Consider the following 25,292-nt stretch of genomic DNA (forward strand, 5'->3'; position numbering starts at 1 on the left):
CGTGAAAGGGGCTGACCGTCGTGAGCGACTCTCCAGAAGATGATCAATTCCGACGTTTCAGGGAATCCGCCGAGCCTACACTCAAAGAATTCGCGCGAAGCGCGTTACCTAGCGTCACAAAGACCCTTTCAGGCGGCACCTGGCATCCCTATGGTTTCGCCATCTGGTATCTCCACACCGTGCCCCAACTCGGCAAGCTACGGTTACACGTCTGGCCCGACGAGAACCGTAAGACCCGGCCGTGGGGGCCACGTATCCATCGCCACGGCTGGCATCTTGCGAGCCTGGTACTGACCGGCACTTACCGTGACGTGCTCTACAGCGACAGTGCGGAACACCCAGGTCCCGGAGACTGGCGTCCGGTCGCCCCTTACCGGGTCGAGGTGTTGCCCGGGAACAAACGAAGAATAACACCCGAGGATGGCACCCTGTACATTCGACAGGAGCAGGATCGCGAGGTTGACGCGTCAGATATGCACTATATTCCGGCTGGAAAATTCCATGAGACCCTGATTCCATCAGATGAGTTCGTGGCCACACTCGTGCTCCTGGGCCATGAACAGGGCGTGGGATCGTCCGCTGTCGAAGACCAACGGCTCGGCCCACGCGTCCATCAACGATCGTCACTGGCCGACAGCGAGGCCGAACGCATCCTGGACCGCCTCCAAGCCCGCTTGCGTGCTTCCCGACCTACCCGGTGAGACTGGACCACCGACTCAGCGTCGCGGGCCCGCCACCACCACGATGCCGCTCACGGGCGCGTGGTGCGGGTCGCCGACGAGGTCCGGCGCGGTGAGGCCGGAGCACAGCAGCAGGCCCAGGGCGGCCACGGTCAGGACGGCGCCGCGGCGGGGCGGCGGGCCCAGCAGGGCGGCGACGCGGCGGGGCACCGGTCCGGGGCGCGTGGTGCCGATGCCCATCCGGACGGACGGGGCCGTGCCCGACGCCAGGGCGACCTTGCCGATCACCCGCGCCGCCATGACGCGGTCGCCGACCGCCGCCGCCGCCCGTTCGTCGGCCCAGCGCTCGGTGGCGTACCAGAGGGCACGCCGCATCGGCCACAGCAGCGGGTTGGCCGCCGACGCGACGCGGACGACGGCGCGGAGGAGATGGTGCCGGCCGCTCAGGTGGGCGATCTCGTGCGCGAACAGCACCCGCTGTTCGCCGGCGTCCAAGGCGCCCAGCATGCCGGTCGACACGACCACCCGGCCGGGAACGGAGTAGGCGTCGATCCGGTCGTCGGCGACCACCGCGACCACGCCGTCGCCGGGCAGGTCACGCGCCTGCCGGCGGGCCGTTCGCAGGGCGCGCCCCTGGCCGTACGCCGCGACCGCCCCTCCGGCCACCGCGGCCGCGAACAGCAGGGCCGCGAACAGATCGCCCCGGGCCAGGGCGAACAGCGGAACGAGGGAGGCGATCGCGAGCCCGGCCGCGAGGACGGTGAGCACCCACGAGGCCGTACGGGGCGGGAGACGCTCGGCGAGCGGGCGGGCGGCCAGCGCGGCGACCGCCGGGACCACGAAGGGCAGGTAGGCGTCGAGGTCCACGGTCAACGACCGTCCAGCAGGTCGCGCAGCAGCTGCTCGTCCTGGTCGGACAGGCTGTCGACGAAGCGCGCGAGGACGGCCTGGCGGTCGGGCTCGGCGGCCATGGTCCGGTGCATGCGGCGGGCGACCAGGCCCGGCTCGTCGCTGACCGGCGCGTAGCGGAACGACCGGCCGTCCTTCTCACGCGTCAGCAGGCCCTTGGCGTGCATCCGGGTCAGGATCGTCACCACGGTCGTGTAGGCGAGGTCATCGGCCAGCAGGGACTGCACGTCGGCGGCGTTCAGCGGGCGGCCGGCCCGCTGGAGGACGGTCATCACCTCGGCCTCGAGCGCACCCGCGGCCCGACGCTCTCCGCCAGCCATGTCACCTCGGCTCACCGACGACCAGGTATCAGTGTGCCATGGCATCGTCCAGCGGCCGACCTGGCGTTACGCGTCCGTACGGCGGGTCGCCGCGGCGGCGCCTCCACCGGACCCGGGCTCCCGCGAGGCGTCCCAGCCCGTCTCATCCCGTCGCCCGGCGCGGAGCACGCCCCACCGGCTGACCTGCGCGTTTCACCGTCGAAGCGGCCTGCGGCGCGTCCCATCCTCGTCCCAGCACGGCATTCGGGACCAACGCGCGCACTATGAAGGAAGCCCCGCTCCCCCTGTCGCGATGGAGAACAAGGAGCTTGGTCATGCGTGTCGGTGCAGCCCCGGCTCTTCTGGACGATCCGCAGGAACCCCAGAAGGCCACCTCGTCGATCTTCGTGCCGTTGAGGATCGGAGTACCGGCGGAGGACCGCTTCGAAGCGGGGGGCGACAGCGCGCGGATGGGATCGGTGGTCGTCGCGCGGATCACGAGCACGCCCGCGATGGTGAACCGGGACGCCCGGTGCGTGACGTCCACCGACACCGAACTGCTCAAGGTGACCCTCCACCTCAGCGGCTCGATGATCGTCATCCAGGACGGCCGGCAGTGCCGCGTCCGGCCCGGCGACCTGGTCGCGTACGAGACCTCTCGGCCGTACCGGCTGATCGGCACGGACGTGTGCGACCTCGTGGTGGCCGGCGTCCCGCGCGCGATGCTCGGCCCCAGCGCCGACCTGATCGGCCGGCGCACGGCGGTCGCGCTGCCGGGCGACCGCGGGGTCCAGGCGGTGATCGCGGCCTTCCTGTACGGCCTCGGCCGCGACGTCGACGCCCTGTCCGGCCTGAACGGCCTCCGCCTCTCCGACGCCCTCGTCTCGTTGATCATCTCGGCCTTCACCGACACCACGCCCGAACGCACGGACACCGGCGACCTGGCCGGCCGGATCCTCGCGTACGCGGCGGCCAACCTCTCCGACCCCGGGCTCTGCGCCGAGAAGGTCGCGCGCCGGCACGGCATCTCAACGCGCTACCTGCACAAACTCCTCCGTGACCGCGGTGTCTCCTTCGGTGCCTGGGTCCGGCGGGAGCGGCTCCACCGTATCCGCCGCGACCTGACGGACCCCGCCTTCGCCAACCGGACGATCGCCGCCATCGCCGCCCGCTGGGGCATGACCGAACCCGGTCACCTCAGCCGCGCCTTCCGCGGCGAGTTCGGCCGGACACCGCTGGAGATCCGGCGAACCGGATCCTGAACGACGGAGATCGGCGCCTTCACGTAGCAACGCGGCGGTGACATGATCGCCACCGGTGCGCCCGGAGCGTCCGGGGCTCGCGGACACGAGGAGTCGCCCAGCATGGACATCGCCATCGTCGGAGCGGGAATCGCCGGACTCGTCCTGGCGCTGAGGCTGCACGAGGCCGGTGTCCCCTGCCGGGTGTACGAGGCGGTCCCGGAGATCAAGCCGCTCGGCGTGGGCATCAACATCCTGCCGCACGCGTCGGAGGTGCTCAGCGGGCTCGGGCTTGAGGAGGCGCTGACCGCGGAGGCCGTGCTCACCGCGGAGTCGGTCTTCTTCAACCGGTTCGGCCAGCTCATCTACCGCGAGCCGAGCGGACGGGCGGCCGGCTATCGCTATCCGCAGTACTCCATCCACCGGGGCCGCCTGCACGCCGTGCTCCTGGCCGCCGTACGCGACCGGCTCGGCCCCGGCGCCGTCGCCCTGGACCACCGCTGCACCGGCGTCACGCAGGACGAGGACGGGGCGTACCTGACCTTCCGTACGACGACCGGCGACGCGCCGCTCCCCCGCGTCCGCGCCGACGGGGTCGTCGCCTGCGACGGCGTGCACTCGGTCATCCGGCGGCAGTTCCACCCCGAGGAGGGCGAGCCGCGTTACTCCGGCGTCAACATGTGGCGCGGCACCGCGATCGGCCGGCCGTTCCTGTCCGGCGCCAGCATGGTCCGTGTCGGCTGGCTCGACCTCGGCAAACTCGTCGTGTACCCGATCCGCGACGACGTCGACGGAGCCGGCAACCAGTTGGTCAACTGGGTCGCCGAGATCGAGACGCCGCACCACCTCACCCGCGACTGGAACCGCCGGGGCGACCTGAACGACTTCATCGGCGCGTACGAGGACTGGCACTTCGACTGGCTGGACGTGCCGGCGCTGCTGCGGTCCAGCGCCGCGGTGCTGGAGTACCCGATGGTCGACCAGGACCCCTTGAACCGGTGGACGTTCGACCGCGTCACGCTCCTGGGTGACGCCGCGCACCCGATGGTGCCGCGCGGCTCGAACGGCGCGGGCCAGGCGATCCTCGACGCCAGGGCGCTGAGCACGGCCCTGGCCGGCGCGAGCGACGTGACCACGGCCTTCCGCGCGTACGAGGACCGGCGCCGCCCCGCCACGACCGAGGTGGTGCTGACCAACCGCCGCACCCCGCCGGACGTGATCATCCGCGAGGTACGGGACCGTACGGGCGACCGGCCGTTCGACCGCATCGAGGACGTCATCAGCCAGGAGGAACTGGCCGCGATCTCCCGCCGCTACAAGGACGTCGCCGGCATGTCCGCCAAGAGCCTCATGACCGTCGACTAGAGGCGGGGACGCCTGAGGCGGCCGACGGCCGGGTCTTGACGAAGACCAATACGGGCGTACATATTGAGCCGGTGGCCAGAGCATCGAACAAAGAGCAGATCCTGAGAGAAGGCCTTGAGGTGGTGCGCCGGCGCGGCTTCGCCGGCGCGGGCGTACGCGAGATCACCGGTGCCGCCGGGGTCCCCCAGGGGTCCTTCACCAACCATTTCGCCTCCAAGGAGGCGTTCGGGCTTGAAATCGTCGACCGCTACTTCGCGGACCTGCTCACCGTCGTCGACGCGACGCTGGAGGACCCCGGCCGACCGCCGCTGGATCGCCTCCGGGCCTACTTCGACGCCATCTCGGAACGGCTCGAGGAACGCGGCTGGCAACACGGCTGCCTGATCGGGAACATGAGTCTCGAGGCGGCCGAGCACAGCGAGGCGATCCGCGTCCGGCTCACCGAGATATTCACCCGGTGGCGGGAGCCGTTCGCCCGATGCCTGCGAGAGGCCGACGCCGCGGGCCAGATCCGGCTCGACGTGCCGGCCCTCGACATGGCGGACTTCCTGCTCGCCTCCTGGCAGGGCGCGATCCTTCGCATGAAGGTCGAGCGCAGCCCCGAGGCTCTCCGGCGATTCCGCCGCATCACGTTCGCCACCGTGCTCAGCGCATCCGCCTGAAGCCCGCCCGAAGGAAAGCCCCATGCAGCGCCACGACATCCCCAGTACCGACTCCCTGCCGAGGAGGCGGACGAGCGTTCTCGGGACGCACATCAGCCACGTGGACACCGGGAGCGGTGACCCCATCGTGTTCCTGCACGGCAACCCCAGCTCGTCCTACCTGTGGCGGAACGTCATCCCCCTCCTCGCCGGCCACGGCCGCTGCCTGGCACCGGACCTGGTGGGAATGGGCCGGTCCGGCCCCGCCTCGGACGGGCGGTACCGCTTCGTCGACCACGCCCGCTACCTCGACGCCTGGTTCGAGACCCTCGGCCTGACCCGGAACGTCACGCTGGTCGTCCACGACTGGGGGTCGGCGCTCGGTTTCCACTGGGCCCGGAGGCATCCCGAACGGGTCAGGGCGATCGCCTACATGGAGGCGATCGTGCGGCCCCGCGATTGGTCGGACTTCCCCTCCGGACGCGACCGGCTCTTTCGTGCGATGCGTTCGGAGCAGGGTGAGGACCTCGTGCTGAGGCAGAACTTCTTCGTCGAGACGGTGCTGCCCAGAAGCGTCCTGCGCACACTGGACGAGGCGACGATGGCGGCCTACCGTGCACCGTTCCCGACCCCGGAGTCACGTGTCCCGACGCTGACCTTCCCGCGTGAGCTGCCGATCGACGGCACCCCCGCCGACGTCATCGAGATCGTCGAGGACTACGGGCGGTGGCTGGCCACGAGCCCGATCCCCAAGCTCTTCATCGCGGCCGAGCCCGGCGCGATGCTCGTCGGACGCGCCGCGGAATTCGCCCGGACCTTCGCGAACCAGCGAGAGGTGAACGTCAGGGGCGGCCACTACGTCCAGGAGGACTCCCCGTACGAGATCGGAACCGCTGTACGCGACTTCCTGCTCCACCTGTGACCATCATCGTCAACGCCATTCTCCACTGCGGTCACCGCGTCACTTGCGGGCGACGGCGGTCCAGCCGGCGTCGGTGACGTACTCGCCGCCCTCCGGGTGCCATTCGTGCAGCCGGACGACGCCGGGCTCGACGAGTGTCAGGCCGTCCAGAAAGGCGCTCACCTGCTCGCGCGTCCTGGCCGTGAACGGGGCGCTCGCGGAGCGATAGGCGTCGCCCACCTCGGCGTTGCGCCGCTCCTCGATCGCCGCGTGGGAGAAGATGACGTGGCTGCCCGGTGGCACGGCGTCACGGTAGCGGGCGAGCAGGCCGGCCGGGTCCTCCTCGTCGGTGAGAAAGTGCAGCACGGCGACGAACAGCACGCACACCGGCCGGTCGAAGTCGATCAGTTCGGCCACCTCGGGGGTGCCGAGCACGCTCTCCGGGTCGCGCATGTCGGCCTGGACGACGGCGGCGCCCTCGTCGCGGGCGAGCAGGGCCCGCCCATGCGACGTGACGACGGGATCGTTGTCGACGTACACGACGCGGGCGTCCGGGTTCACCGACCGGGCGATCTCGTGCACGTTCCCCTGCGTCGGCAGGCCCGCGCCCAGGTCGAGGAACTGGCCGACGCCGCGGCCGGCGACGTGGCGCACGGCGCGCCGCAGGAACATGCGGTTCGCCCGCGCGACCTCGGCCACGCCGGGAAGCGCCCGGCCGACCTGCTCGGCCGCCTCGCGGTCGACGGGAAAGTTGTCCTCACCGCCGAGGAAGTAGTCGTACATGCGTGCGACGCTCGGTGTGCCGGGGTCGACCCCCGGAGCCTTTCCCGTCCAGCCGGTCATCTCGGCGTCCCTTCGTCGGCGCCCGGTCCGCGACCGAGACTCTAACGCGCGGGGCGCCCTCACTCGGCCCAGAAGTCGATCAGCTCGTCCTCGGTGAGCAGCCATGGCGGCCGCTCCGGCATCACGCGACCGGTGGACAGGGCCCACATCGTCATCAGCGTCAGGGCGAGGTGCTCGTCATTCGTGTGGCTCTTCAGCTCGTTCATGGCTCTCCGTCGCATGCGGAGGGATGGCCGAGTGGTGCCGCGGACCCCGTCGCAGGTCGGTCAAGGTCCGGGCCGATCCGGGACACCCCCCACACATGTCCCGGATCGGCCCGGACGGTGCCGGGCCTCCGGACAGCCCCGGTATGTCCGGGCCTGGTCGGCACCTTCGGTACGTCAGTCGGGCAGGTGATCTGAGCTCCCTGCCCTGGATGAAGCCAAGCGCGGATCCGGGCGTGGGGCCATCCCCGGATTCCGGGATATCCGCCCGGTGAGTGCCCGCTCTACACTCGGCCGCCATGAGCAGAGTCGCCCGGGCCGGACGGTCATGACGGCGGAGGCCACGCCGCCCGTGGCGGCGCGCGTCGTCTCGTCGTCCGGGGCCGTCGTCGAGGTCGTGGAGAACCAGCGTCTCGTGTTCGGGCGGGGGCCCGACGCGGACCTGGTGATCGTCGCCGACAGAGGGCTGTCCCGCCGCGCCGGGATGATCGGCGGGGTACGCGGCGGCGCGTGGGTGGCCAACCTCAGCCACACCCACGCGCTGTACGCCGAGACCGACGGCTACCAGATCCGGTTGCCGCCGATGGAGGCGCCGGGCGACCCGGCCGGCGGATGGTTCATGCGGGCGGGCACCACGCTCGTGGGGTCGCGGGCCATGCTCGACGACGGCCAGCCGCTGCGCGTGACCATCATGCCGACGGCGAGCGGACCGATCGGGACGCTCGGGGACCGGCCGGCGCGCCCGGACGAAGACTCGACCCTGCTCCCGCTGTACCTGGATCCGAACACCAAGTTGTTCCTGGTCGCGCTGCTGTGGTGCCGGCCGTGGCTGATCGATCCGACGCGTACGACGCCGCTGCCGCGCACTCCGGAGATCGCCCGCGCCGCGCTGGAGGTGACCGACGCGCACCATGAGCTGGAGCAGTTCGACAACGATCCGGTATTCCGTGACCGGCTCGCCGCGCGTGTCGGGGAGCACGTGAAGGTGTTGCGGCGCAAAATCAATATCCGGGGGCTCGTACGCAGCGGAACCCGGCTCTCGGACGAGGTGGTCGTCGGCGTGCTCATCGAGCACGCGATCATCACGTTCAGCGATCTGGGCCGTCTGAGCGACCCGTCATGGTGCTCTCGACAGGAGGATCTCTGGTGGGACCGTACGTAGTGAAGTCCGGCGTTTCCTGGAACCTGGCAGGTCACAGCCGGTTCACGGTGAACGCCGCGGCCAGCTGACGGCTCAGGCCGGCCACGGTCACCGTGACGTGGTGCGAACCGGGCGGGATCTTCCCGGGGAAGAACTCATGGCTCTGATTGATGGCGTAGTTGAACGCTCCGCCGAAGTCGACGACGGGGGTGTACGGGGACGGCGGTCCGGCGTCGAGCCGGATCGTCACCTTCCGGCCGGGCGTGAAGCCGGTGCCGGAGACGACGAACGCGGTGTTGCCGTCGCCGAACGTCTGGTTGAGCACGATGGTGCCCGGCCGTTCCGGCTGGCGTACCGCTCCCGGGGGCGGGCCGCCGGCGGGCGGCGAGCCGGCCGGCCTGCGGTCGCCGGACGTCCGGCCCAGCACGACGCCGAGCAGCAGGGCGGCGCCGGCAACGCCTAAGACCGCCGCGGCGGTCACGACGACCCGCGGCGTCCGGCCGCCGCGGGGTTCCCCGGTGCGGCGCCGGGCGGAGGCGACGGGCGCCGGGCGTGGCTCCGCGGGCCGGCGCGGCCGCCCGACCGAGGTCGGGGAGTCCAGGGTGCGCTCGACGGGCTCTTCCTCGGGCTCGGGCTTCCGTTCGCCCTGCCGGTACTCCTCGATGAGCTCGCGCGCCGCCGCGGGCAACGGCGCGGGGCGCAGCGCGTACTCGCCGCCGTGCTCCTCCAGTTCCTCGGCCAGGCGTGCGAGCAGGGCGGCGGCGGTGGGCCGGGCGGCCGGATCGCGGTCGAGACAGTCGAGCATCAGCTCGGCCGCCTCTTCGGGCAGGCCGGTGAGGTCCGGCGGCTCGGTGGCCAGCCGGATCAGGACGTCGGTCACCGAGTCCCCCGCGTACGGCGGGTGGCCGGTGGCCGCGTACAGCAGGGTGGAGCCGAGGGAGAACACGTCGCTTGCCGCCACCGTCTGCCGGCTGTCGCGTGCCTGCTCGGGCGCCATGTAGGCGGGGGTGCCGACGGCCTGGTGCGTCGCGGTGACCGTGACGCGTTCGGTCGCCCGCGCCACGCCGAAGTCGATGACCCGCGGCCCGTCCGCCGCGACGAGGACGTTGGACGGTTTCAGGTCCCGGTGCACGAGGCCGGCCTGGTGGATCGAGGCGAGCGCCTCGGCACAGCCGGCGGCCAGCCAGCGCAGGGCCTCGGTGGGCAGCGGCCCGCAGGCCCGTACGAGCTGGTCCAGGGAGGGCGCCGGGATGTAGGCGGTGGCCAGCCAGGGGATCTCGGCGTCGGGGTCGGAGGCGACCACGCCGGCGGTGTAGACGCCGCTGACCCGCCCGGCGGCGGTCACCTCATGGGCGAACCGGGTGCGGAAGTCGGGGTCGGCGGCGAACTCGCTCCTGATCGTCTTGACCGCGACGAGACGACCGGAGGCCGACCGGCCCAGGTACACGCGGCCCATCGCCCCGGTCCCCAGCCGACCCAGGAGCGTGTAGCCACCGACCCGCGAGGGATCCTGCGGCGCCAGTGGCTCGATCCTCACGTCCCCCGACGGCATGGGCACCCCTCCATCCGACACAATCGGCATTATCGCCTCGATCTCCCCGCAGCCTTGGGCGAATCACCGCGTACGTCTGCCATTGCCGACACTCCGAGCCGTCCGCCTTTACGTTGTAGATCACGAGTGAGTCGACTCGTCGCGAGCGGTCGGGCGGACGGACTCGGGCGGCTCGACGCGGACGGTTTGCCCCGCGATCGCGTTCACCGGGCGGCCGTCTGTGGCCTGGCCGGGGCCGGACCGGCCTTTCACCACCGTAAGAGCGCGTTTCTCCTTATAACCGGCGTTATGAAACGCGCATTCGCGGTATTCGCGGTCGGTGGCGTCCTCCTGGCGACCGCCTGCCGAGCGGAATCGGCGACCTCTCCGGAGGCCCTGCCGACGTCGGCCACACCCCCCGCGTCCTCTCCCAGCCAAGGCGCGAGCGTGACGCCCACGCCTCGGGTCGAGAGGCGCACCGTCGTTCAGAGGCGCTCGATTCGCTACTCGACCCGGAGGGTCACCGACCCCGGTCTCGCCCGGGGCACGACCAGGGTGGCGAGACACGGCGTGAAGGGCGTGTTGACGCTGACCTACCGGGTCACGTTCACCGACGGACGGCAGACGGCGAAGAAGCTGGTGCGCAAGGTGGTCACGCGGGCGCCGGTCACGCGGGTGGTCATGGTGGGCACTCGCGTCGCGCGGCGGTGCGATCCGAACTACAGCGGCTGCGTGCCGATCGCCAGTGACGTCGACTGCGCGGGCGGCGGCGGCAACGGTCCGGCCTACGTCAGCGGCACCGTACGGGTGATCGGCTCGGACATCTACGACCTCGACCGCGACGGCGACGGCATCGGCTGCGACTGAGCCTGAGACCGAGACCGTGCTCAGCCCTTGTGCTGGACGCGGTAGGCGCTCGGGCTGACGCCGTGCATCCGGCCGAACTGCCGGGAGAAGTAGAACGGCTCGGTGTAGCCGAGGGCGCGGGCGATCTCGGCGATCGGCCGGTCCGTGGTGTCCAGCAGTTCGCGGGCGCGGGACATGCGCAGGCGAGTCTGGTACCGCAGAACCGAGGTGCCGGTCGCGCGGCGGAACAGGGCCGCGAAGTGCGACGGGCTGAGCCGTGCGAGCGCGGCGAGTTCGGCCACGCTGGTGCGCGCGCCGACGTGCTCGCGCAGGTACTGCTGCGCCTGCCGTACGGCGTCGGCCCGGCCCGGGGGCGCGCCGGTCTGGCCGGCGGCCAGCAGCGCCAGCAGGTGCCAGGCGGCGCCCGCGGCGGCCAGCCGGCTGGGCACCGAGTCGTCGCGTTCCATCCGGCCGAGCGCCTCCTCGACCAGCGAGACCGCCTGGTAGACGTCGCCCACCGGGACCACCGGCCGCTCCGGGTCGGCCAGGACCGCGCCGGCCAGCTCACCGGCGTCGGTACCGCCCACGTGCAGCCACCAGATCGTCCAGGGCCGGTCCGGGTCGGCGCCGTACTCGTGGCCCACCCCGGCCGGGATGACCAGCGCCTCACCCGGCCCGACCTCGAACCGTCCGGACGGCAGCCGGCACCACCCCGCACCCTCGGCGCAGACGATGACGATGACCTGCGGGCTGCCCTCCGTACGGCTCCGGCGGTGGTCGGCGGCCTGCGGGAAGTATCCGCAGTCGGTGACGAGCAGCCGTGAGGTGAGCGGCAGCCCGAGCGCCTCGCGCACCAGCGGGCGGGCGAGCACGCTGATGCGCTCACCGGGGAAGCCGTCCATGCGGGGCATGGCGCCATGCTGGCGGCCGATCGTCGTTTCGTCCAGGGAATCCGTTCCTTCGCACATTCCGGCGGCTTCGGGCGCCTCCGTACGCTCGGACCATGCCGGACGACCCCAGGATCGAGCTGCCGCCCGTACCCGAGGACCAGCAGGGGAAGGCGGTGGCGGTCTGGCGCGAGGACGTCCCGATCGAGACGTACGCTCCGGCGGACCCGGACGCCTACCCGGCGTTCCTGGAGGCCCGGGTGTACCAGGGCTCGTCCGGCCGGGTGTACCCGCTGCCGTTCTACGAGCGGATCGCCGAGACCCGCGCGCCGGTGCGCTGGGACGCGGTGCACCTGGAGAACCGCTGGCTGCGCCTCATGGTGCTGCCCGCGCTCGGCGGACGCGTCCACGTCGGCTACGACCGGACCGCCGACTATGACTTCTTCTACCGCAACAACGTCATCAAGCCCGCGCTCGTCGGGCTGACCGGCCCCTGGATCTCCGGCGGCGTGGAGTTCAACTGGCCGCAGCACCACCGGCCGGGCACGTTCCTGCCGGTCGACGTCCAGATCGAGCACGAGCCGGACGGCGCGGTGACGGTGTGGTGCTCCGACCATGACCCGCTGACCCGGATGAAGGGCATGCACGGCGTACGGCTGCGGCCCGACCGTGCCGTCGTGGAGCTGCGGGTGCGGCTCTACAACCGCACCGAGGACGTGCGGACGTTCCTGTGGTGGGCCAACGTCGCCGCGCACGCGAACGACCACTACCAGTCCTTCTTCCCCACCGACGTGCGCTTCGTGGCCGACCACGCCAAGCGGGCGACGACCACGTTCCCCCGCGCCTCGGGCCGCTACTACGGCGTCGACTACCCGGCGCGCGCCGACGCCGCGAACCCGGACGGCGACCGGCTCGACTGGTACCGCAACATCCCGGTGCCCACGTCGTACATGTGCGTGGGCAGCGAGGACGACTTCTTCGGCGGCTACGACCACGGCGCGCAGGCCGGTTTCGTGCACTGGGCCGACCACCGCATCGCGCCGGGCAAGAAGCAGTGGACCTGGGGGAACGCGCCCTTCGGCTGGGCGTGGGACCGCAACCTCACGGACGGCGACGGCCCGTACGTCGAGCTGATGGCCGGCGTCTTCACCGACAACCAGCCGGACTTCTCCTTCCTCGCGCCGGGCGAGACCAAGACGTTCAGCCAGTACTGGTATCCGATCCAGCGGATCGGCCCGGCCCACCAGGCGAACCTCGACGCCGCCGTGAGCCTGTCGGCCGACGGGAGCACGGCGCGCGTCGGCGTGGCGGTGACCGCCGTACGCTCCGGCTGCGTCGTACGGCTCGGGGCGGCCGGTGCGACCGTCTGGACGGGGCGGTACGACCTCGCGCCCGGATCGCCGCTGGTCACGGACGTGTCGCTGCCCCGCACGTACGCCGCGGAGGACCTGGAGCTCACGGTCGAACACGAGGGCACGACGCTGCTGTACTGGCGGCCGCGGCCGGCGACCGCCGGGGCGACGCCGCCCGAGCCGGCCACCGAGCCGCCCGCGCCGGAGGAGATCCCCACGACGGACGAGCTGTACGTCACCGGGCTGCACCTGGAGCAGTACCGGCACGCGACACGCTCGCCGGAGTCGTACTGGCGGGAGGCGCTGCGCCGCGATCCCGGCGACGCGCGGTCGGCGATCGCGCTCGCCGCGCGGCAGTACGGCGACGGGCGGTACGCCGAGGCCGAGGAGCTGCTCCGCCGCGCCGTGGCCCGCCAGACGCTGCGCAACCCGAATCCCTACGACGGCGAGGCGTACTACCGGCTGGGCCTGACGCTCATTCGCCTCGGCCGAGACGAAGAGGCCTACGACGCGCTGGCCAAGGCGGCGTGGAACGCCGCCTGGCGGGCCCCGGCGCACTGGGCGCTGGCCCGGCTCGACTGCCGCGCGGCGCGGTGGGCGGCCGCGCTGGACCATCTCGACGCCGCGCTGGCCGCCGAGGCCGGGCTGCTCCAGGCCCACGACCTGCGGGTGCTGGTGCTACGGCGACTCGGCCGTACGGAGGAGGCGGATGCGGCGCTGGCGGCGGTACGCCGGCTGGACCCGCTCGACTGGTGGGCCCGCGACCTGGCCGGCCTCCCCCTCGGCTGCGACGCCCCGACCTGTCTCGACGTCGCCCTGGACTACGGCTCCGCCGGATTCGCGGCCGAGGCGCTGCGCGTGCTCGACCGCGCCGGGGAACGGCTCGCCGACGAGGAGCCCGGTGCGCCGGACGAGTGGCGGCGGCCGCGCTCCGGCGCCGGGCCGCTGCTCGCCTACCACCGGGCGGACCTCCTGACGGCCCTCGGCGAGGACGCCGGGCCGGCCCTCGACCAGGCCCGTACCACCGACGCGCGCTACTGCTTCCCGAGCCGCGCCGAGGACGCGCTCGTACTGACGCGCGCGCTGGAGCGCGACCCCTCGGACGCGCGGGCGGCGGCACTGCTGGGCCACTGGCTTTACCACCACCACCGGCACGAGGAGGCCGTGGCCTGCTGGCGACGGGCGGTCGAGCACGACCCGTCGGACGTCGTGGCCTGGCGCAACCTCGGCGTCGCGGCCTTCAACGTCCGGGGCGACGCCGCGGAGGCCACCGCCTGCTACGACCGCGCCCTCGCGGTCGCGCCGGACGACGCGAAGCTGTGGCACGAGTCCGACCAGCTCGCCAAGCGCACCGGGACGCCGCCGGAGCAACGCCTCGCCCGGCTGGAACGGCGGCCGGACGTCGTCGCGGCCCGCGACGACCTCACCGTCGAGTACGTCCTCCTGCTGGTGGCCACCGGCCGGGCCGCCCGCGCGCTGGACGTGCTGACCGGCCGCCGCTTCCAGCCCTGGGAGGGCGGCGAGGGCCAGGCCCTGTACGCCTGGGAGCAGACCCGGCTGGCCCTGGGGCGCGAGGCACTGGCCGCCGGCGACGCCGCCGGGGCGGGGGCCCACGCCCGCGCCGCGCTCGACCCGCCCGAGTCCCTCGGCGAGGCCCGGCACCCGCTGGCCAACTGCGCCGACCTCCTCCTGCTGCTCGGCGACGCCCACGCCGCCGCCGGGGAGACGGCGGCCGCCCGCGACGTCTGGACGCGGGCGGCCACCGCCGACGGCGACTTCCAGGAGATGAGCACCCGGCCGTACAGCGAGATGACGTACTCCTCCGTGCTGGCGTGGCGCCGCCTGGGCGAGGAGGAGCGGGCGACCGCCCTGGTCACGGGCCTGGAGGCGTACGTCGCGGAGCTGCGGGCGACCCCCGCGCGGGTCGACTACTTCGCCACGTCCCTGCCGACGATGCTGCTGTTCACCGACGATCTCCCGGCCCGCCGGGCGACCACCGCGGCCTTCCTCGCCGCCCAGGCGGCGGAGCTGCGCGGCCGCCCGGACGAGACACGGGCGCGGATCTCCGAGGTCATCGCCGGCGACCCCAACCACCTGGGCGCGCTGACCTTCGCTCAGGTCCGATCGGCCAGCCAGGGGTAGCGCTCGGTGTCCTTCGCGGCGTAGTCGGGGTCGAGGTAGATGAACAGGCGCTGGATCCTCCAGTCGCGGATCTCGAACACGTCGCACCAGCGGCCCGCGGCCCACTCCGGCACCCCGGCGCGCCAGGGGCCGTCGCGGTGCTCGCCGTGGCTCGTGCCCTCGACCACCACCACGTCACTGCCGGAGAACACCCAGTTGAAGTGCGAGTAGTGGTGCTCGATCTTCTTGATCGTGGCCCCGACGTCGCCGAACATCCGGCCGATCTCCTCCTTGCCGTTGGCAAGGCCCCACTTGGGGAAGTACGCCTGGGCGTCGTCGGCGAACAGGTCGAGGATGCCGTCACCCGTCGAGGTGACTCCCCCGTTGTCGAACGCCTTCAGATATTCGAGGACGACGGACTTGCGCTGCTCGTCGGTCATCGTCTCTCTGCTCAGGGCCACACCGTCTCCGATCGTCGAACGGGAATGCGCACACCATGACATCGGCGGAGACGGGCGGCCCCGCTACAGGAGACCGAATCCGCGGCGGCACGCGGAACGGGACGCCTACCCGTCGGCCAGGGACCGCCAGTGCCGGAGTTCCTCGCGTGCCACGCGGGTGTCGGGGTGGTCGTCGCCGTAGGCACGCGCGCAGGCATCGGTCACGTCCCACAGCAGCCGGGCGGCCCGCGCCGCCTCCCCGGACAGGCCCAGCCAGGTGGCGTGCTCCACCCGGCAGGCCAGTGTGTCCGGATGTTCGGAACCGACCACGGCGGAAAGGTCGGCGACCAGCACCCCGAACGCCGCCGCGGCGGCCGCCGCCTGCCCGGCCACCCCCATCGCGAGCGAATCGGCGTAACGCCGTGCGAACACCTCAGGGTCCGGGACGGGCACGTCCCGCCGAGGCGGCTCCGGCGGGGGTCCGGGTTCGCGCTGTTCGGATTCTCGCTGCTCTGGTGCGGGCCGCGGCTCGGACGGAGGCTCGGGAGCGGGCCGCGGCTCAGGCGGGGGCTCGGGTGGGGACTGCGGTTCAGGTGCGGGTCGTGGCTCGGGACGGGAGGTGCCACCGGCCGGCCTCCTCGCCGCGTCCGCCGGCTCGGCCCTCGGCTCCTGCCGCTCGGCCAGGATCTTCCATTCGACGTGCGCCGCCGATTGACGGTAACGCTCGGAATGGTGCGGTCCCAGCGGCCGGGCCGAGTCGCGGATAAGGACATCCAGCAGCCGCGCCGCCCGGCCGGGATCCCCCGCCAGGCCGACTGCTTCGGCGAGGACTCGCCGGCTCACGAACGTCTCGACGTGCTGGGCGCCGAGGACGCGGGTCATGTCGGCCGTCACCCGCTCGCACAGCGACAGGACCTTGGCGGCGTCGCCCGCCCGCGCCGTCCAGTACGCGCGGCACCGCAGGGCGACCAGGGTCCGCGGATGCTCCTCCCCGAGTCGGCTGATCGCGTCCAGCACGATGTCCGCGAAGAGTGCGGCCACCGCTGCGGCGTCGCCCTGTGCGCCGATGGTCTCGGCCTCACGGGTGCGCCGGGAAATCTCCTTCTCGGCGTCCGTATGTGGTTCTGGCAACTCCTTGGCGCGCCGGAAACGGGGCATGTCACTCCTCCCGTCGGACGAAGCCGGGCACCGGTGCCACACGCAACCGGAGCGTGCTCACGCCGAGCAGTTCGTCCCGGACCGTGATCCGTGTTTCGGTGTCAGAACCCGCGGCCACCGGGGCCGCGATCGTTCGCGTGGTCGCGACCCATCCGGACAGAGCGCACCCGTGGCAGGGCGACTCGGCGCCGCCCTTGCCGCCGCAGGCATCGCATTTCGTGGGAACGGACGATCCGAACTGCCAATAGCCGCGTCCCCCGCAGGTTTCACAACGATGGACGGTCCTGCCCGCGCCCTGGCAGGAGTCACAGATCTCACGGTCGTCGACGACGAATTCGTGGAATCCGGCACCTTCCACGACGACACGACGGGAGACGTGTACCTCGATCTCTTCGGAAATGCCATTGGACGAGACGAGCCCAAGGCCGCGATCGTAACCGCGTCTCCGCCGCGAATCGCCGATCCGGCGATAGGCGGCCTTCACCTCGTCCGGAACCGTGACCTGATTGCCGACGATCTGGACGACCTGACGGTACCGTTCGGTTATCTGCTCGGCATCGGCGTCCGACGCGACGCCGAGCACCTCATAGCAGTTCCGCACCGGCGCGCGAGGTGGCGGCTTCGGCTGCTTTGGCGGCTTCGGGCGCGGGGACGGGTCCGACGGCGTGTTCCAGCCACGCCCGTCACATCGGAAGCATGGATCAGGGACCCGGCCGCTGCCCCCGCATTCGGGGCAGTCCCGGGCGAAGCCCATGCGCACCCGGCCGAGGCCTCCGCATGCGTCGCACTTCAGGAACCGCCACGCGCCGGACCCGCTGCACGTGCGGCACCGGACACGGGTGCGCGCGGTCCCTTCCGTGCGCCCCCGCAGTTCCTGGTCGTACATGCGGCGCCGCTCGGGATCGCCGAGGACCTCGCAGATCTTGCAGATGTAGTCGAACCGCTCGGCCGCCTTCGGGTCGCCGGGGTTGGCGTCGGGATGCGCCGCTCGGAGCTTGGCACGGCGCGCGATTCTGATCTGTTCCGCAGTCGCGTCCGACGCTACTCCGAGGATGGCGTAGTAATCGTGTTGGTCGGCCACCGTGCCCTTCTCCCCGGCGGTTCAATGTTCGCCAGCGCGCCACATCTTAGAGCCTTCTGATCACGGCTCTTGTTACGCTCCAGAAGGTGCTCGGAGTGCTCACCGGAATGGCTTACGGAAGAAGCGCTATCGGTAACCGCGCTTGAGCAGGTGCCGCGCTCCGGCCGCGAAGCCCTCGGGGCCGGGCAGCGCGAACCCGAACGCGTCGGCGAGCCGGTTGGTGATGTTGAAGGCGGCGCAGACCGCGAGCGCGTCCTGGACCTGCTGGGGTGTGACGCCGGCGGCCAGCACCTCCCGCATGTCCTCGGCGCCGACCCGTCCCTCCCGGGTCAGCCTGCCGAGCATCCGCAGCGTCGCCCGTAGCGGCTCGGCGATGGGGGCCGATGCGAGGTCGGCCAGTACCGCCGCGACCCGTGGACCGTCCTGGTACGCCTGGCTCGCGGTCGCGGTGTGCGCGCCGACGCAGAACGCCGAGTCGTTCACCGTGGACACGTAGGCCGCCATCAGCTCCCGGTCGCCCACCGACCAGGCGGACGGCCCGCGCATCGCCTCGTGGGTGAACTCCTTGGCCCGGGCGCCGTAGAAATCGGGCCGGTAGAAGACCAGCCTGGCGGCGTCCGGCAGCGGGTGGCCGGAGAACAGCCGGATGAGCGCGAACAGCAGCTTGGTGCCGGGGCGGTAGCCGCGGTCGAGGATGTCAAGCCGCACCGTGGGGCCTCCCGTCACCGGTCGCCTCGGCCAGGGCCGCCAGCCCGGCCTCGTACAGCCGGGTGGACCGGCCGACCGCGGCGCACACCACCAGTTCGAAGAGCTGGTCCTCGGTGCAGCCCGCCGCCTTCGCCGCGGCCAGGTCCGCCTCGGTGACCTGCGCGGGCCTGTCGGCGACCTTGCCGATCAGCGCGTCCAGCGGCGGCGACGCGAGGCCGTCGCCGGCGAAGGCACGCGCCCGCTGCTCCGCGGACGCCCGGCCCTCCCCGCCCAGCACGCGCTCCACCAGGGCTCGGTGCGCTGCCCGCTTCCTGTCCTCATCCGGCACGGCGTCCTCCGTCTTCTCCCGGCTCGGTCCTCATCTATCTGACGATCGGCGGGACGCCGAACAGGACAGGTGACGCGAGAAATTCTCGCGGCGGTTGTCTCATCCGCCGTTCCCCCGATCGTCTTACCGGTGAAGGGCGATACCGGCCGGCGAAAGAAGCAGGGGAAGCGAGAGATGAAGTACGTGCTGTTGTTCGTGGAGACCGAGGAGTTCGCCGCCGACCTGGACGCGCTGGGCCCGGCCGAGCGTGAGCGGGCGTACGAGCGGGTGGACGAATGGTTCGCGGCGCACGCGGACAAGATCCGGGGTGGCGCCAAGCTGCGGCCGGCGGAGACGGCGACGACGGTGCGGCTCGACCGCGGCGAGCCGGTCATCGTCGACGGGCCGTTCGTGGAGGGCAAAGAAGCGGTCAGCGGTTACACCGAGATCGAGGTCGCCGATCTGGACGAGGCGCTGCGCATGGTGGCGACCTGGCCGGCCTGCCCCGTCGTCGAGATCCGTCCGCTGGAGTCCTGAGCCGGTGACCGACGCCTCGCACGATCGGCTGGCCCGCGTGATCCGGCAGCACGCGGGCCGGCTGGCGGCCTCGCTGATGCACGTCACCGGCGGCGACTTCGCCACCGCCGAGGACCTGGTCCAGGACGCCGTGCTGGCGGCGCTGCGGCACTGGCCGGCGGAGGGAATTCCGGAACGGCCGGATGCCTGGCTGTTCACCGTGGCCCGGCGCCGCGGTCTGGACGCGCTGCGGCGCGAGGCCAATTACCGGACCAAGCTGGCGCAGGTGCGGTGGCCGGTCCAGCCCGGCCCGGACGAGCGGCTACGGCTGATCTTCACCTGCTGCCACCCGGCGCTGCCCCGGCCGGCGCAGATCGCGCTCACCCTGCGGGTGGTGTGCGGCCTGACCACCGCGCAGATCGCCCGCGCGTTCCTCACCAGTGAGGCCACCGTCGCCCGGCGGATCAGCCGGGCCAAACGGAAGATCACCGACGCCGGCATCCCGTACCGGATTCCCGGCGACGACCAGCTCGCCGCGCGCCTGACCGAGGTCCTCACGGTGATCTACCTGCTGTTCAACGAGGGCTACCTGTCCACCGCCGGGACGGCCCGGTCACGCGACCTGACCGAGGACGCCGAATGGCTGGCCGGCCTGCTGCATGGGCTGATGCCGAACGAGCCGGAGGTCGCCGGGCTGCTCGCGTTGATCCGGCTGCACCGCGCCCGCGCGGGAGGCCGCTTCGATCCCGCCGGCGGGCTGGTGCTGCTGGAGGACCAGGACCGGTCGCGGTGGGACCGGGAGGCGATCGCGGACGCGACGCGGCTGCTGACCGGCGCCGCACGGCGGCGGCGCCCCGGCCCCTACCAGCTGCAGGCCGCGATCGTCGCCTGTCACGCCGAGGCCGAGCGCTGGCAGGACACCGACTGGGAACAGATCGTGCTGCTGTACGACATGCTGCTGCACCTGGCGCCGTCGCCGGTCACGCGCCTGCACCGGGCCATCGCCGTGCGCTACGCCACCGGGCCGCGGGAGGCCCTGGCCGAGCTGGACGCCCTCGCCGGCGAACTGCGCGACTACCACCTCTACCACGCGACCCGCGCCGAATTCCTGCGGCGGCTCGGCCGTCCCGGTGAGGCCCGCGCCGCCGACCGCCGCGCTCTGGAGCTGACCGCCAACCCGGCCGAACAGGCCCTGCTCCGGCAACGCGCCGGTCTCGGGTCATGAAAGCTTTCATGGCCCCGCGAGTGGCGTGACCTGCGGACTCGGTGCCTCTGACCTGGAGGAAGCGTTCACCGGGGAGGACGGCCTCGACGTCCTCCGTGACGGATCGTTGACGGCCCATGTCCGGAAGCGCACGATGGGCGCCGTTGGAAAAGCTTTTCCCGCGACCGGTTCCATCATCACCGACCGTCCTGAGGAGGATCATGATGGGAAACAACAACCGGCTCCGTCCGCTCGGCGCCGTCGTGGCCCTCGCCCTCGGCGTCAGCGCCCTGGCCGGTTCCGCGGCGGCCGCCACGACCGCGGCGGTGGCCCCGTTACCTCTCGCCGAGTCCAGCCCGGTCGGCTGGGCGAGCCAGAGCGGCGGCACGACCGGCGGCACCGGCGGCACGACGGTGACCGTCACCAGCGCGTCCCAGCTCACCGACTACGCGAGCCGCAGCGGCTCGTACGTCATCAAGGTGAACAGCACGATCTCGCTCTCGTCGATGACGAAGGTCACCTCGAACAAGACGATCATCGGCGTGGGCACGGCCGGCCGGATCACCGGGTACGGGCTGAACGTCAACCAGGCGAACAACGTCGTCATCCGCAATCTGACGTTCACCGGATCCGCCGACGACGCGATCAACGTCCAGTACTCCACGCACGTGTGGATCGACCACAACGATCTGTCCAACGCCTACGACGGCGCGACCGACATCAAGCGCGCCTCGGACTACGTGACCGTGTCGTGGAACCACTACCACGACCAGAACAAGAACGCCCTGCTCGGCCACGACGACGGCAACGGCTCCGAGGACCTCGGCCACCTGCGCGTGACGTACGTGCACAACTGGTTCGACGGCACGGTGCAGCGGAACCCGCGCGTGCGCTTCGGCAGCCCGGTGCACGTGCTCAACAACTACTACAACGGCAACAGCGGCTACGGCGTCGCCTCCACCTGCGACGCGGGCGTCCTCGTCGAGAAGAACTACTTCGAGAAGGTCGAGCACCCGACGGTCGTCCAGACCGGTGACTCGCCCGAGGGCGACCTGCGGCTGGTCGGCAACTACCTCACCGGCTCCGGCACGGCGGAGTCGCGCAACGCCTCGTCGGTGCCGAATGTGCCGTACTCCTACTCGGCGGACTCGGCCTCGACCGTGAAGTCGGTCGTCACGGCCGGCGCGGGCGTCGGCAAGATCTGATCCCGCGCATGACGAGCCCCGGGTGGACGCGGCGTCCGCCCGGGGTTCGTGACGTCAGTGCCGGCCCTTGCCGCCCTTGCCATGCTTGGCCTGTTTACCGTGTTTGCCGGGTTTCGGCCGGTGGGGTGGGGGATGTGCCGGGGGCCTGGGACGCCTGGCCACGGGTCGCGGACTCGGCTTGGTCGGCGTCGCCGACGGAGTCGTGACCGCCGCCGAGGGTGAGGGTGCGACCGCCGGTCGGTCGTGGGACGCCGGCCAGGCGGACCAGGTGACGACGCCCGCGAGCACGGCGAGGCCGCCAACCGCGAGCGGAAGCGCCCGCCGGCGTCGTACGGGTGGAAGCGGCTGGGCCAGGACCTGGGTGAGGCTCCCGCTCCGTACGCCCGGGATCGGCTGGTCGAGCGGTGTGTCGTCCGGCCGCCGGGCGCCCATCGCCGGGTCGGCCCTCAGCCGGGTCGCCCGCTCGGCGACGGCCGCCGCCGGGTGCGGCCGCGCCGCCGGATCCTTGGCGGTCAGCGCGTGGACCAGGTCGACGAGGCCGGGCGGTACCGACGACGGGAGCGGCGGCAGCGGCGTGTCGCGGTGCGCGAGGACGACGGCGGTCGGGGGTCCCTCGTACGGCGGCCGGCCGGTCAGCAGCTCGAAGGCGATGACGCCGAGCGCGTACAGGTCGCTGGCGGCCGTCGCCGGCCGGCCGAGCGCCTGCTCGGGCGCGAGGTACAGCGGCGTGCCCATCAGCGTGCCGGTCCGGGTGAGCGAACTGGCGTCCATCGCGCGGGCGATGCCGAAATCGGTGATCTTGATCGAGCCGTCGTGGCCCAGCAGCACGTTCCCCGGTTTGACGTCGCGGTGGACGAGGCCCGCCGTGTGCGCCGCGGCCAGCGCCGACGCCACGGCGGCGATGATGTCGAGCACCCGGCCGGGGTCCATCGGCGCCTCGCGGGCGATCGCCGCGGACAGCGACTCGCCCGCCACGTACTCCATCACCAGGTAGGGCGGCTCCCCGCCATCGCCCTCGCTGTAGTCGAAGACCTGGGCGATGCCCGGATGGGACAGGCCGGCCGCGTGCTGCGCCTCGCGGCGGAACCGCTCACGGAACTCCGCGTTGTCGGCGTACTCACCGCGCAGCACCTTGACCGCGGTCGGACGGCCGAGCGCGACGTCCTCCGCGCGCCAGACCTCGCCCTGCCCGCCGGCGGCGATGCGCTCCACCAGCCGGTAGCGGCCGCCCAGCAGCCTGCCCTCACCCAGTGTCGAAGTCATAGTCCGGGCACGATACCGACAGCGGCGGCCGACGGCGACGTGGCGGGGGCGAGGTGCACGGCGGTCACTGCCAGGGAGCCGGCGCCGGCGGCGCCATCGGCGGGCTCGCGTACGCGGGCGGCGGGCCGGCCTGCTCGGGCGGGCGGCTCCTCAGCAGCAGGGCCGCTCCGGCCGCGGCGACTCCGATGATCCCGGCCACGATCAGCGGTGTCATGGAGAGCGGATGGAAGAAGGGCACCGACAGGGCGCTGCCGAGCACCAATCCGGCCTGGAGCAGGCCGCCGCCGAACCCCGCCAGCCCGTCCGGCGGCTCACCGACGAGGGCCGTGGCCGCACCGGCCACCGTCGCGCCCAGGCCGACGCCGAGCAGCGCCGCCACCGGAAGAAGCAGCAGGGAGGTGCCGCTCGTCGCGACCGGGTACCCGACGAGCGCGGTCACCCCGGAGACCGCGCATCCGGCGGCCAGCACCGGGCCGGGGCCGAGCCGCCCGGCCAGGGCGCCTCCGGCCAGCGCGCACCCGAGTGCCGTCACGGCGAGTGGCGCCAGCCGCACACCGGTGCCGATCGGGCTGTATCCCCAGTACGCCTGCAGGCGGAAGCTCAGGAACGTCATGGCCACGAAGGCGGGGCACAGACCCAGGGCGAACACCGCGGTCCCGCCGGTCGCCCGTAGGGGCAGCGGCGACGGCCGTACGGCGAACGCCACGATCACGGCGACCACCGCGATGACGACGGCGAGCGACAGGGGCAGGATGGTCCTGACCTGGAGCCATCCGGTGTTCTGGTGTGGGAGGCCGTAGGTCAGCAACGGCACGATGAGGGAGAGCAGCACCACGCCGAGGGCGCCGTTCGCCGACCCCCGCGCCTGGGAGTCACGCACGCCGACGAGGCCCAGCCCCCCGGCGACCACCAGCGGCAACAGCAGCACCAGGAAGATGAGACGCCAGCTCAGGTACTCCATGATCAGGCCGCCGACGAACCCGCCGTCGGCCATGGGCACGACGACGGCCGCCGCCCACACCCCGAGGGCGAACACACCCTGACGGCCGGGGAACATGTCACGGATCAGTGCGACCCCCGCCGCGAGCACCAGACCCGCCGCGAGCCCCTGGAAGAGCCGGAAGGCCAGGAACATTCCCGAGCCGCTCGCGAACGCCATCGGCAGTGTCGCGACCGTGTACGCGGCCAGGCCGGCGATGAAGATCTTCTTGCGACCGACGGCGTCGGCGATCCGGCCGGCCGGCACTATCGCCGCCACGAGGGCGAACCGGTAGAAGTCGCCGATCGAGGTCAGGGAGTGGACGCTGAGACCGAGATCCCTCGACACGACCGGATAGGCGACCGACAGCATGGCCTGGCCGAGCATGACGGTGAACGTCGCGAGTGCGACCGCCAGCAGGGCGACGGCCGGGACGCCGGGCAACCCGCGCCGCGGCGAGGACGCCGGGGCCGCCCAGGGCGCGAACGCCGGACCCGGCGCCCCGGACGGGACGGTCGGACCCCACACGGGCGGCGGTACGGGCGGCGGCGGCTGGATCGAGGGCAGGTGCTCGGCGGTGACGGCCGAGGCTCCCGCGGCGAGGATCGGGGACATCTCCGTCGTGGCGGCGGCCTGTCCCGGCACCGCCCGGCCGAGCAGGCTCAGCAGTACGTCGGTCGCCGCCGGGCGGCGGGCCGGGTCCTTGTTCAGGCAGGCGTTCACGAGGGCGGCCAGGGGTTGCGGCAGCATGCTCACGTCAGCGTCGACGTGCAGCACCCGGTGCAGCACCGCCGGAATGGAGTCCGAGCCGAACGCCGACCGCCCGGTCGCGGCGAACAGGATCGTGGTCCCCCAGGCGAACATGTCGGCGGCCGGCCCGAGCGGCGCGCCCGCGACCTGCTCGGGCGCCATGTACGCCGGGGTGCCGACGACCTGGCTGGTCAGCGTCCCCGGGGCGTCGAGAGCGCGCGCGATGCCGAAGTCGATGACCCGGGGCCCGTCCGGGCTCATCAGCACGTTGGGCGGCTTGAAGTCGCGATGCACGATCTTGGCCTCGTGGATCGCGGCCAGCGCCGTGGCCGTGGCGATCGCCAGGCGCATCAGGTCATCGCCGGTCCGCGGTCCCTGGTCGCGCACGAGGTCCTGCAGCGACGGGCCGTCGACGTACTCGCTGACGATGTACGGCGTGTCACCTTCGGCGTCCGCGTCGAGGACACGCGCGGTGCAGAATCCGGCGACCCGCTCGGCCGTCGCCAGCTCGCGTACGAACCGGCGGCGGGCCGCCTCGTCACCGCCCTGCCCGACGCGCAGCAGCTTGACCGCGACCTGCGCCCCGTCGGGAGCGCGTCCCAGGAACACGACGCCCTGGCCGCCCTCGCCCAGCCGGCCGACGAGCTCGTACTCCCCCAGGCGCTGAGGATCTCCCGGCCGCAGAGGATCCGCCATCCGCGTTCACCTTTCGCCCGGCCCG

24 protein-coding genes are annotated in these 25,292 nt (G+C 72.3%); 11 read left to right on the plus strand and 13 right to left on the minus strand.

What is annotated here, in order from left to right; genetic code table 11:
* Window positions 1-20 precede the first annotated feature (20 nt).
* Entirely contained in the window at window positions 21-701 is a 681-nt protein-coding gene (locus ACQEV1_RS33480; RefSeq protein WP_433399025.1) for a hypothetical protein, read from the plus strand.
* 15 nt (window positions 702-716) lie between these two features.
* On the opposite strand, the gene ACQEV1_RS33485 is transcribed toward ACQEV1_RS33480, so the two are convergent.
* Complete coding sequence (locus ACQEV1_RS33485) at window positions 717-1,547, minus strand: M56 family metallopeptidase (protein WP_433399028.1); 831 nt, start codon at window positions 1,545-1,547, stop codon at window positions 717-719.
* A 2-nt stretch (window positions 1,548-1,549) separates the two neighbouring features.
* Window positions 1,550-1,909, minus strand: a complete 360-nt coding sequence (locus tag ACQEV1_RS33490) for a BlaI/MecI/CopY family transcriptional regulator (RefSeq protein ID WP_285572729.1) — start codon at window positions 1,907-1,909, stop codon at window positions 1,550-1,552.
* Between the two features lie 314 nt (window positions 1,910-2,223).
* Between ACQEV1_RS33490 and ACQEV1_RS33495 the strand changes: the two genes are divergently transcribed.
* From ACQEV1_RS33495 to ACQEV1_RS33510, 4 genes are all read left to right on the plus strand, one after another.
* Window positions 2,224-3,150: a helix-turn-helix domain-containing protein gene (locus tag ACQEV1_RS33495; RefSeq protein WP_433399031.1), complete on the plus strand. Its 927-nt coding sequence runs from the start codon at window positions 2,224-2,226 to the stop codon at window positions 3,148-3,150.
* Window positions 3,151-3,252: 102 nt separating this feature from the next.
* Window positions 3,253-4,494, plus strand: coding sequence for a flavin-dependent oxidoreductase (locus tag ACQEV1_RS33500; RefSeq protein ID WP_433399034.1), 1,242 nt, complete (start codon window positions 3,253-3,255; stop codon window positions 4,492-4,494).
* A gap of 71 nt (window positions 4,495-4,565) precedes the next feature.
* Window positions 4,566-5,156: a TetR family transcriptional regulator C-terminal domain-containing protein gene (locus tag ACQEV1_RS33505; protein ID WP_433399037.1), complete on the plus strand. Its 591-nt coding sequence runs from the start codon at window positions 4,566-4,568 to the stop codon at window positions 5,154-5,156.
* Between the two features lie 22 nt (window positions 5,157-5,178).
* Window positions 5,179-6,057 carry a haloalkane dehalogenase gene (locus ACQEV1_RS33510; RefSeq protein ID WP_433399040.1) on the plus strand — a complete coding sequence of 293 codons (879 nt, stop codon included), beginning with the start codon at window positions 5,179-5,181 and terminating at the stop codon, window positions 6,055-6,057.
* Window positions 6,058-6,096: 39 nt separating this feature from the next.
* Here ACQEV1_RS33510 and ACQEV1_RS33515 read toward each other — a convergent pair whose 3' ends face one another.
* Window positions 6,097-6,879, minus strand: coding sequence for an SAM-dependent methyltransferase (locus tag ACQEV1_RS33515; RefSeq protein ID WP_433399043.1), 783 nt, complete (start codon window positions 6,877-6,879; stop codon window positions 6,097-6,099).
* Window positions 6,880-6,938: 59 nt separating this feature from the next.
* A complete protein-coding gene (locus tag ACQEV1_RS33520) occupies window positions 6,939-7,085 on the minus strand; it encodes a hypothetical protein (protein ID WP_285572740.1) in 147 nt (48 codons plus the stop codon).
* A 325-nt stretch (window positions 7,086-7,410) separates the two neighbouring features.
* Between ACQEV1_RS33520 and ACQEV1_RS33525 the strand changes: the two genes are divergently transcribed.
* A complete protein-coding gene (locus ACQEV1_RS33525; protein ID WP_285630160.1) occupies window positions 7,411-8,244 on the plus strand; it encodes a hypothetical protein in 834 nt (277 codons plus the stop codon).
* A 31-nt stretch (window positions 8,245-8,275) separates the two neighbouring features.
* Here the strand turns inward: ACQEV1_RS33525 and ACQEV1_RS33530 are convergent, their stop codons facing one another.
* Window positions 8,276-9,775, minus strand: coding sequence for a serine/threonine-protein kinase (locus ACQEV1_RS33530; protein ID WP_433399048.1), 1,500 nt, complete (start codon window positions 9,773-9,775; stop codon window positions 8,276-8,278).
* A gap of 288 nt (window positions 9,776-10,063) precedes the next feature.
* Here ACQEV1_RS33530 and ACQEV1_RS33535 point away from each other — a divergent pair, with 288 nt between their 5' ends.
* Complete coding sequence (locus ACQEV1_RS33535) at window positions 10,064-10,621, plus strand: G5 domain-containing protein (protein WP_433399051.1); 558 nt, start codon at window positions 10,064-10,066, stop codon at window positions 10,619-10,621.
* Window positions 10,622-10,641: 20 nt separating this feature from the next.
* On the opposite strand, the gene ACQEV1_RS33540 is transcribed toward ACQEV1_RS33535, so the two are convergent.
* Window positions 10,642-11,511 carry an AraC family transcriptional regulator gene (locus ACQEV1_RS33540; RefSeq protein WP_285630155.1) on the minus strand — a complete coding sequence of 290 codons (870 nt, stop codon included), beginning with the start codon at window positions 11,509-11,511 and terminating at the stop codon, window positions 10,642-10,644.
* 92 nt (window positions 11,512-11,603) lie between these two features.
* Here ACQEV1_RS33540 and ACQEV1_RS33545 point away from each other — a divergent pair, with 92 nt between their 5' ends.
* Window positions 11,604-14,981: a DUF5107 domain-containing protein gene (locus ACQEV1_RS33545; RefSeq protein WP_433399054.1), complete on the plus strand. Its 3,378-nt coding sequence runs from the start codon at window positions 11,604-11,606 to the stop codon at window positions 14,979-14,981.
* Here the strand turns inward: ACQEV1_RS33545 and ACQEV1_RS33550 are convergent.
* The 5 genes from ACQEV1_RS33550 to ACQEV1_RS33570 form a co-directional block, all read right to left on the minus strand.
* Entirely contained in the window at window positions 14,954-15,421 is a 468-nt protein-coding gene (locus ACQEV1_RS33550) for a nuclear transport factor 2 family protein (RefSeq protein WP_285630151.1), read from the minus strand. The genes ACQEV1_RS33545 and ACQEV1_RS33550 overlap by 28 nt on opposite strands.
* Before the next feature lie 105 nt (window positions 15,422-15,526).
* Complete coding sequence (locus tag ACQEV1_RS33555) at window positions 15,527-16,558, minus strand: hypothetical protein (protein WP_433399057.1); 1,032 nt, start codon at window positions 16,556-16,558, stop codon at window positions 15,527-15,529.
* 1 nt (window position 16,559) lies between these two features.
* Window positions 16,560-17,639, minus strand: coding sequence for a DnaJ domain-containing protein (locus ACQEV1_RS33560; protein WP_433399060.1), 1,080 nt, complete (start codon window positions 17,637-17,639; stop codon window positions 16,560-16,562).
* 126 nt (window positions 17,640-17,765) lie between these two features.
* Window positions 17,766-18,347, minus strand: coding sequence for a carboxymuconolactone decarboxylase family protein (locus tag ACQEV1_RS33565; RefSeq protein WP_285630145.1), 582 nt, complete (start codon window positions 18,345-18,347; stop codon window positions 17,766-17,768).
* The gene (locus ACQEV1_RS33570; RefSeq protein ID WP_433399064.1) at window positions 18,337-18,675 is read right to left on the minus strand and encodes a hypothetical protein; all 339 of its coding nucleotides are present in this window, start codon (window positions 18,673-18,675) and stop codon (window positions 18,337-18,339) included. Before ACQEV1_RS33570 ends, ACQEV1_RS33565 begins: the two co-directional genes overlap by 11 nt.
* 129 nt (window positions 18,676-18,804) lie before the next feature.
* Between ACQEV1_RS33570 and ACQEV1_RS33575 the strand changes: the two genes are divergently transcribed.
* The 3 genes from ACQEV1_RS33575 to ACQEV1_RS33585 all read left to right on the plus strand — a co-directional run bounded on the left by ACQEV1_RS33575 (window position 18,805) and on the right by ACQEV1_RS33585 (window position 21,579).
* Entirely contained in the window at window positions 18,805-19,191 is a 387-nt protein-coding gene (locus tag ACQEV1_RS33575) for a YciI family protein (protein ID WP_433399067.1), read from the plus strand.
* A gap of 4 nt (window positions 19,192-19,195) precedes the next feature.
* Entirely contained in the window at window positions 19,196-20,395 is a 1,200-nt protein-coding gene (locus ACQEV1_RS33580) for an RNA polymerase sigma factor (RefSeq protein WP_433399070.1), read from the plus strand.
* Between the two features lie 203 nt (window positions 20,396-20,598).
* Complete coding sequence (locus ACQEV1_RS33585; protein ID WP_433399073.1) at window positions 20,599-21,579, plus strand: pectate lyase family protein; 981 nt, start codon at window positions 20,599-20,601, stop codon at window positions 21,577-21,579.
* A gap of 54 nt (window positions 21,580-21,633) precedes the next feature.
* Here the strand turns inward: ACQEV1_RS33585 and ACQEV1_RS33590 are convergent, their stop codons facing one another.
* Together ACQEV1_RS33590 and ACQEV1_RS33595 are read right to left on the minus strand one after the other, a co-directional pair.
* Window positions 21,634-22,842 carry a serine/threonine-protein kinase gene (locus ACQEV1_RS33590; protein WP_433399076.1) on the minus strand — a complete coding sequence of 403 codons (1,209 nt, stop codon included), beginning with the start codon at window positions 22,840-22,842 and terminating at the stop codon, window positions 21,634-21,636.
* A gap of 64 nt (window positions 22,843-22,906) precedes the next feature.
* Window positions 22,907-25,267, minus strand: a complete 2,361-nt coding sequence (locus ACQEV1_RS33595) for an MDR family MFS transporter (RefSeq protein ID WP_433399079.1) — start codon at window positions 25,265-25,267, stop codon at window positions 22,907-22,909.
* Window positions 25,268-25,292 lie beyond the last annotated feature (25 nt).

Origin of the sequence: Actinoallomurus sp. CA-142502, assembly GCF_050936355.1 — a bacterium.
Classification (GTDB): domain Bacteria; phylum Actinomycetota; class Actinomycetes; order Streptosporangiales; family Streptosporangiaceae; genus Actinoallomurus; species Actinoallomurus iriomotensis.

Excerpts from the sequence above, each read along its gene's own strand:
- ACQEV1_RS33585 (WP_433399073.1), top strand. The coding sequence starts at position 20,599 with ATGGGAAACAACAACCGGCTCCGTCCGCTCGGCGCCGTCGTGGCCCTC.
- ACQEV1_RS33555 (WP_433399057.1), bottom strand. The coding sequence starts at position 16,558 with ATGCCCCGTTTCCGGCGCGCCAAGGAGTTGCCAGAACCACATACGGAC.
- ACQEV1_RS33540 (WP_285630155.1), bottom strand. The coding sequence starts at position 11,511 with ATGCCCCGCATGGACGGCTTCCCCGGTGAGCGCATCAGCGTGCTCGCC.
- ACQEV1_RS33520 (WP_285572740.1), bottom strand. The coding sequence starts at position 7,085 with ATGAACGAGCTGAAGAGCCACACGAATGACGAGCACCTCGCCCTGACG.
- ACQEV1_RS33590 (WP_433399076.1), bottom strand. The coding sequence starts at position 22,842 with ATGACTTCGACACTGGGTGAGGGCAGGCTGCTGGGCGGCCGCTACCGG.
- ACQEV1_RS33515 (WP_433399043.1), bottom strand. The coding sequence starts at position 6,879 with ATGACCGGCTGGACGGGAAAGGCTCCGGGGGTCGACCCCGGCACACCG.
- ACQEV1_RS33510 (WP_433399040.1), top strand. The coding sequence starts at position 5,179 with ATGCAGCGCCACGACATCCCCAGTACCGACTCCCTGCCGAGGAGGCGG.
- ACQEV1_RS33490 (WP_285572729.1), bottom strand. The coding sequence starts at position 1,909 with ATGGCTGGCGGAGAGCGTCGGGCCGCGGGTGCGCTCGAGGCCGAGGTG.
- ACQEV1_RS33535 (WP_433399051.1), top strand. The coding sequence starts at position 10,064 with ATGAAACGCGCATTCGCGGTATTCGCGGTCGGTGGCGTCCTCCTGGCG.
- ACQEV1_RS33530 (WP_433399048.1), bottom strand. The coding sequence starts at position 9,775 with ATGCCGTCGGGGGACGTGAGGATCGAGCCACTGGCGCCGCAGGATCCC.
- ACQEV1_RS33545 (WP_433399054.1), top strand. The coding sequence starts at position 11,604 with ATGCCGGACGACCCCAGGATCGAGCTGCCGCCCGTACCCGAGGACCAG.
- ACQEV1_RS33495 (WP_433399031.1), top strand. The coding sequence starts at position 2,224 with ATGCGTGTCGGTGCAGCCCCGGCTCTTCTGGACGATCCGCAGGAACCC.
- ACQEV1_RS33525 (WP_285630160.1), top strand. The coding sequence starts at position 7,411 with ATGACGGCGGAGGCCACGCCGCCCGTGGCGGCGCGCGTCGTCTCGTCG.
- ACQEV1_RS33500 (WP_433399034.1), top strand. The coding sequence starts at position 3,253 with ATGGACATCGCCATCGTCGGAGCGGGAATCGCCGGACTCGTCCTGGCG.
- ACQEV1_RS33595 (WP_433399079.1), bottom strand. The coding sequence starts at position 25,267 with ATGGCGGATCCTCTGCGGCCGGGAGATCCTCAGCGCCTGGGGGAGTAC.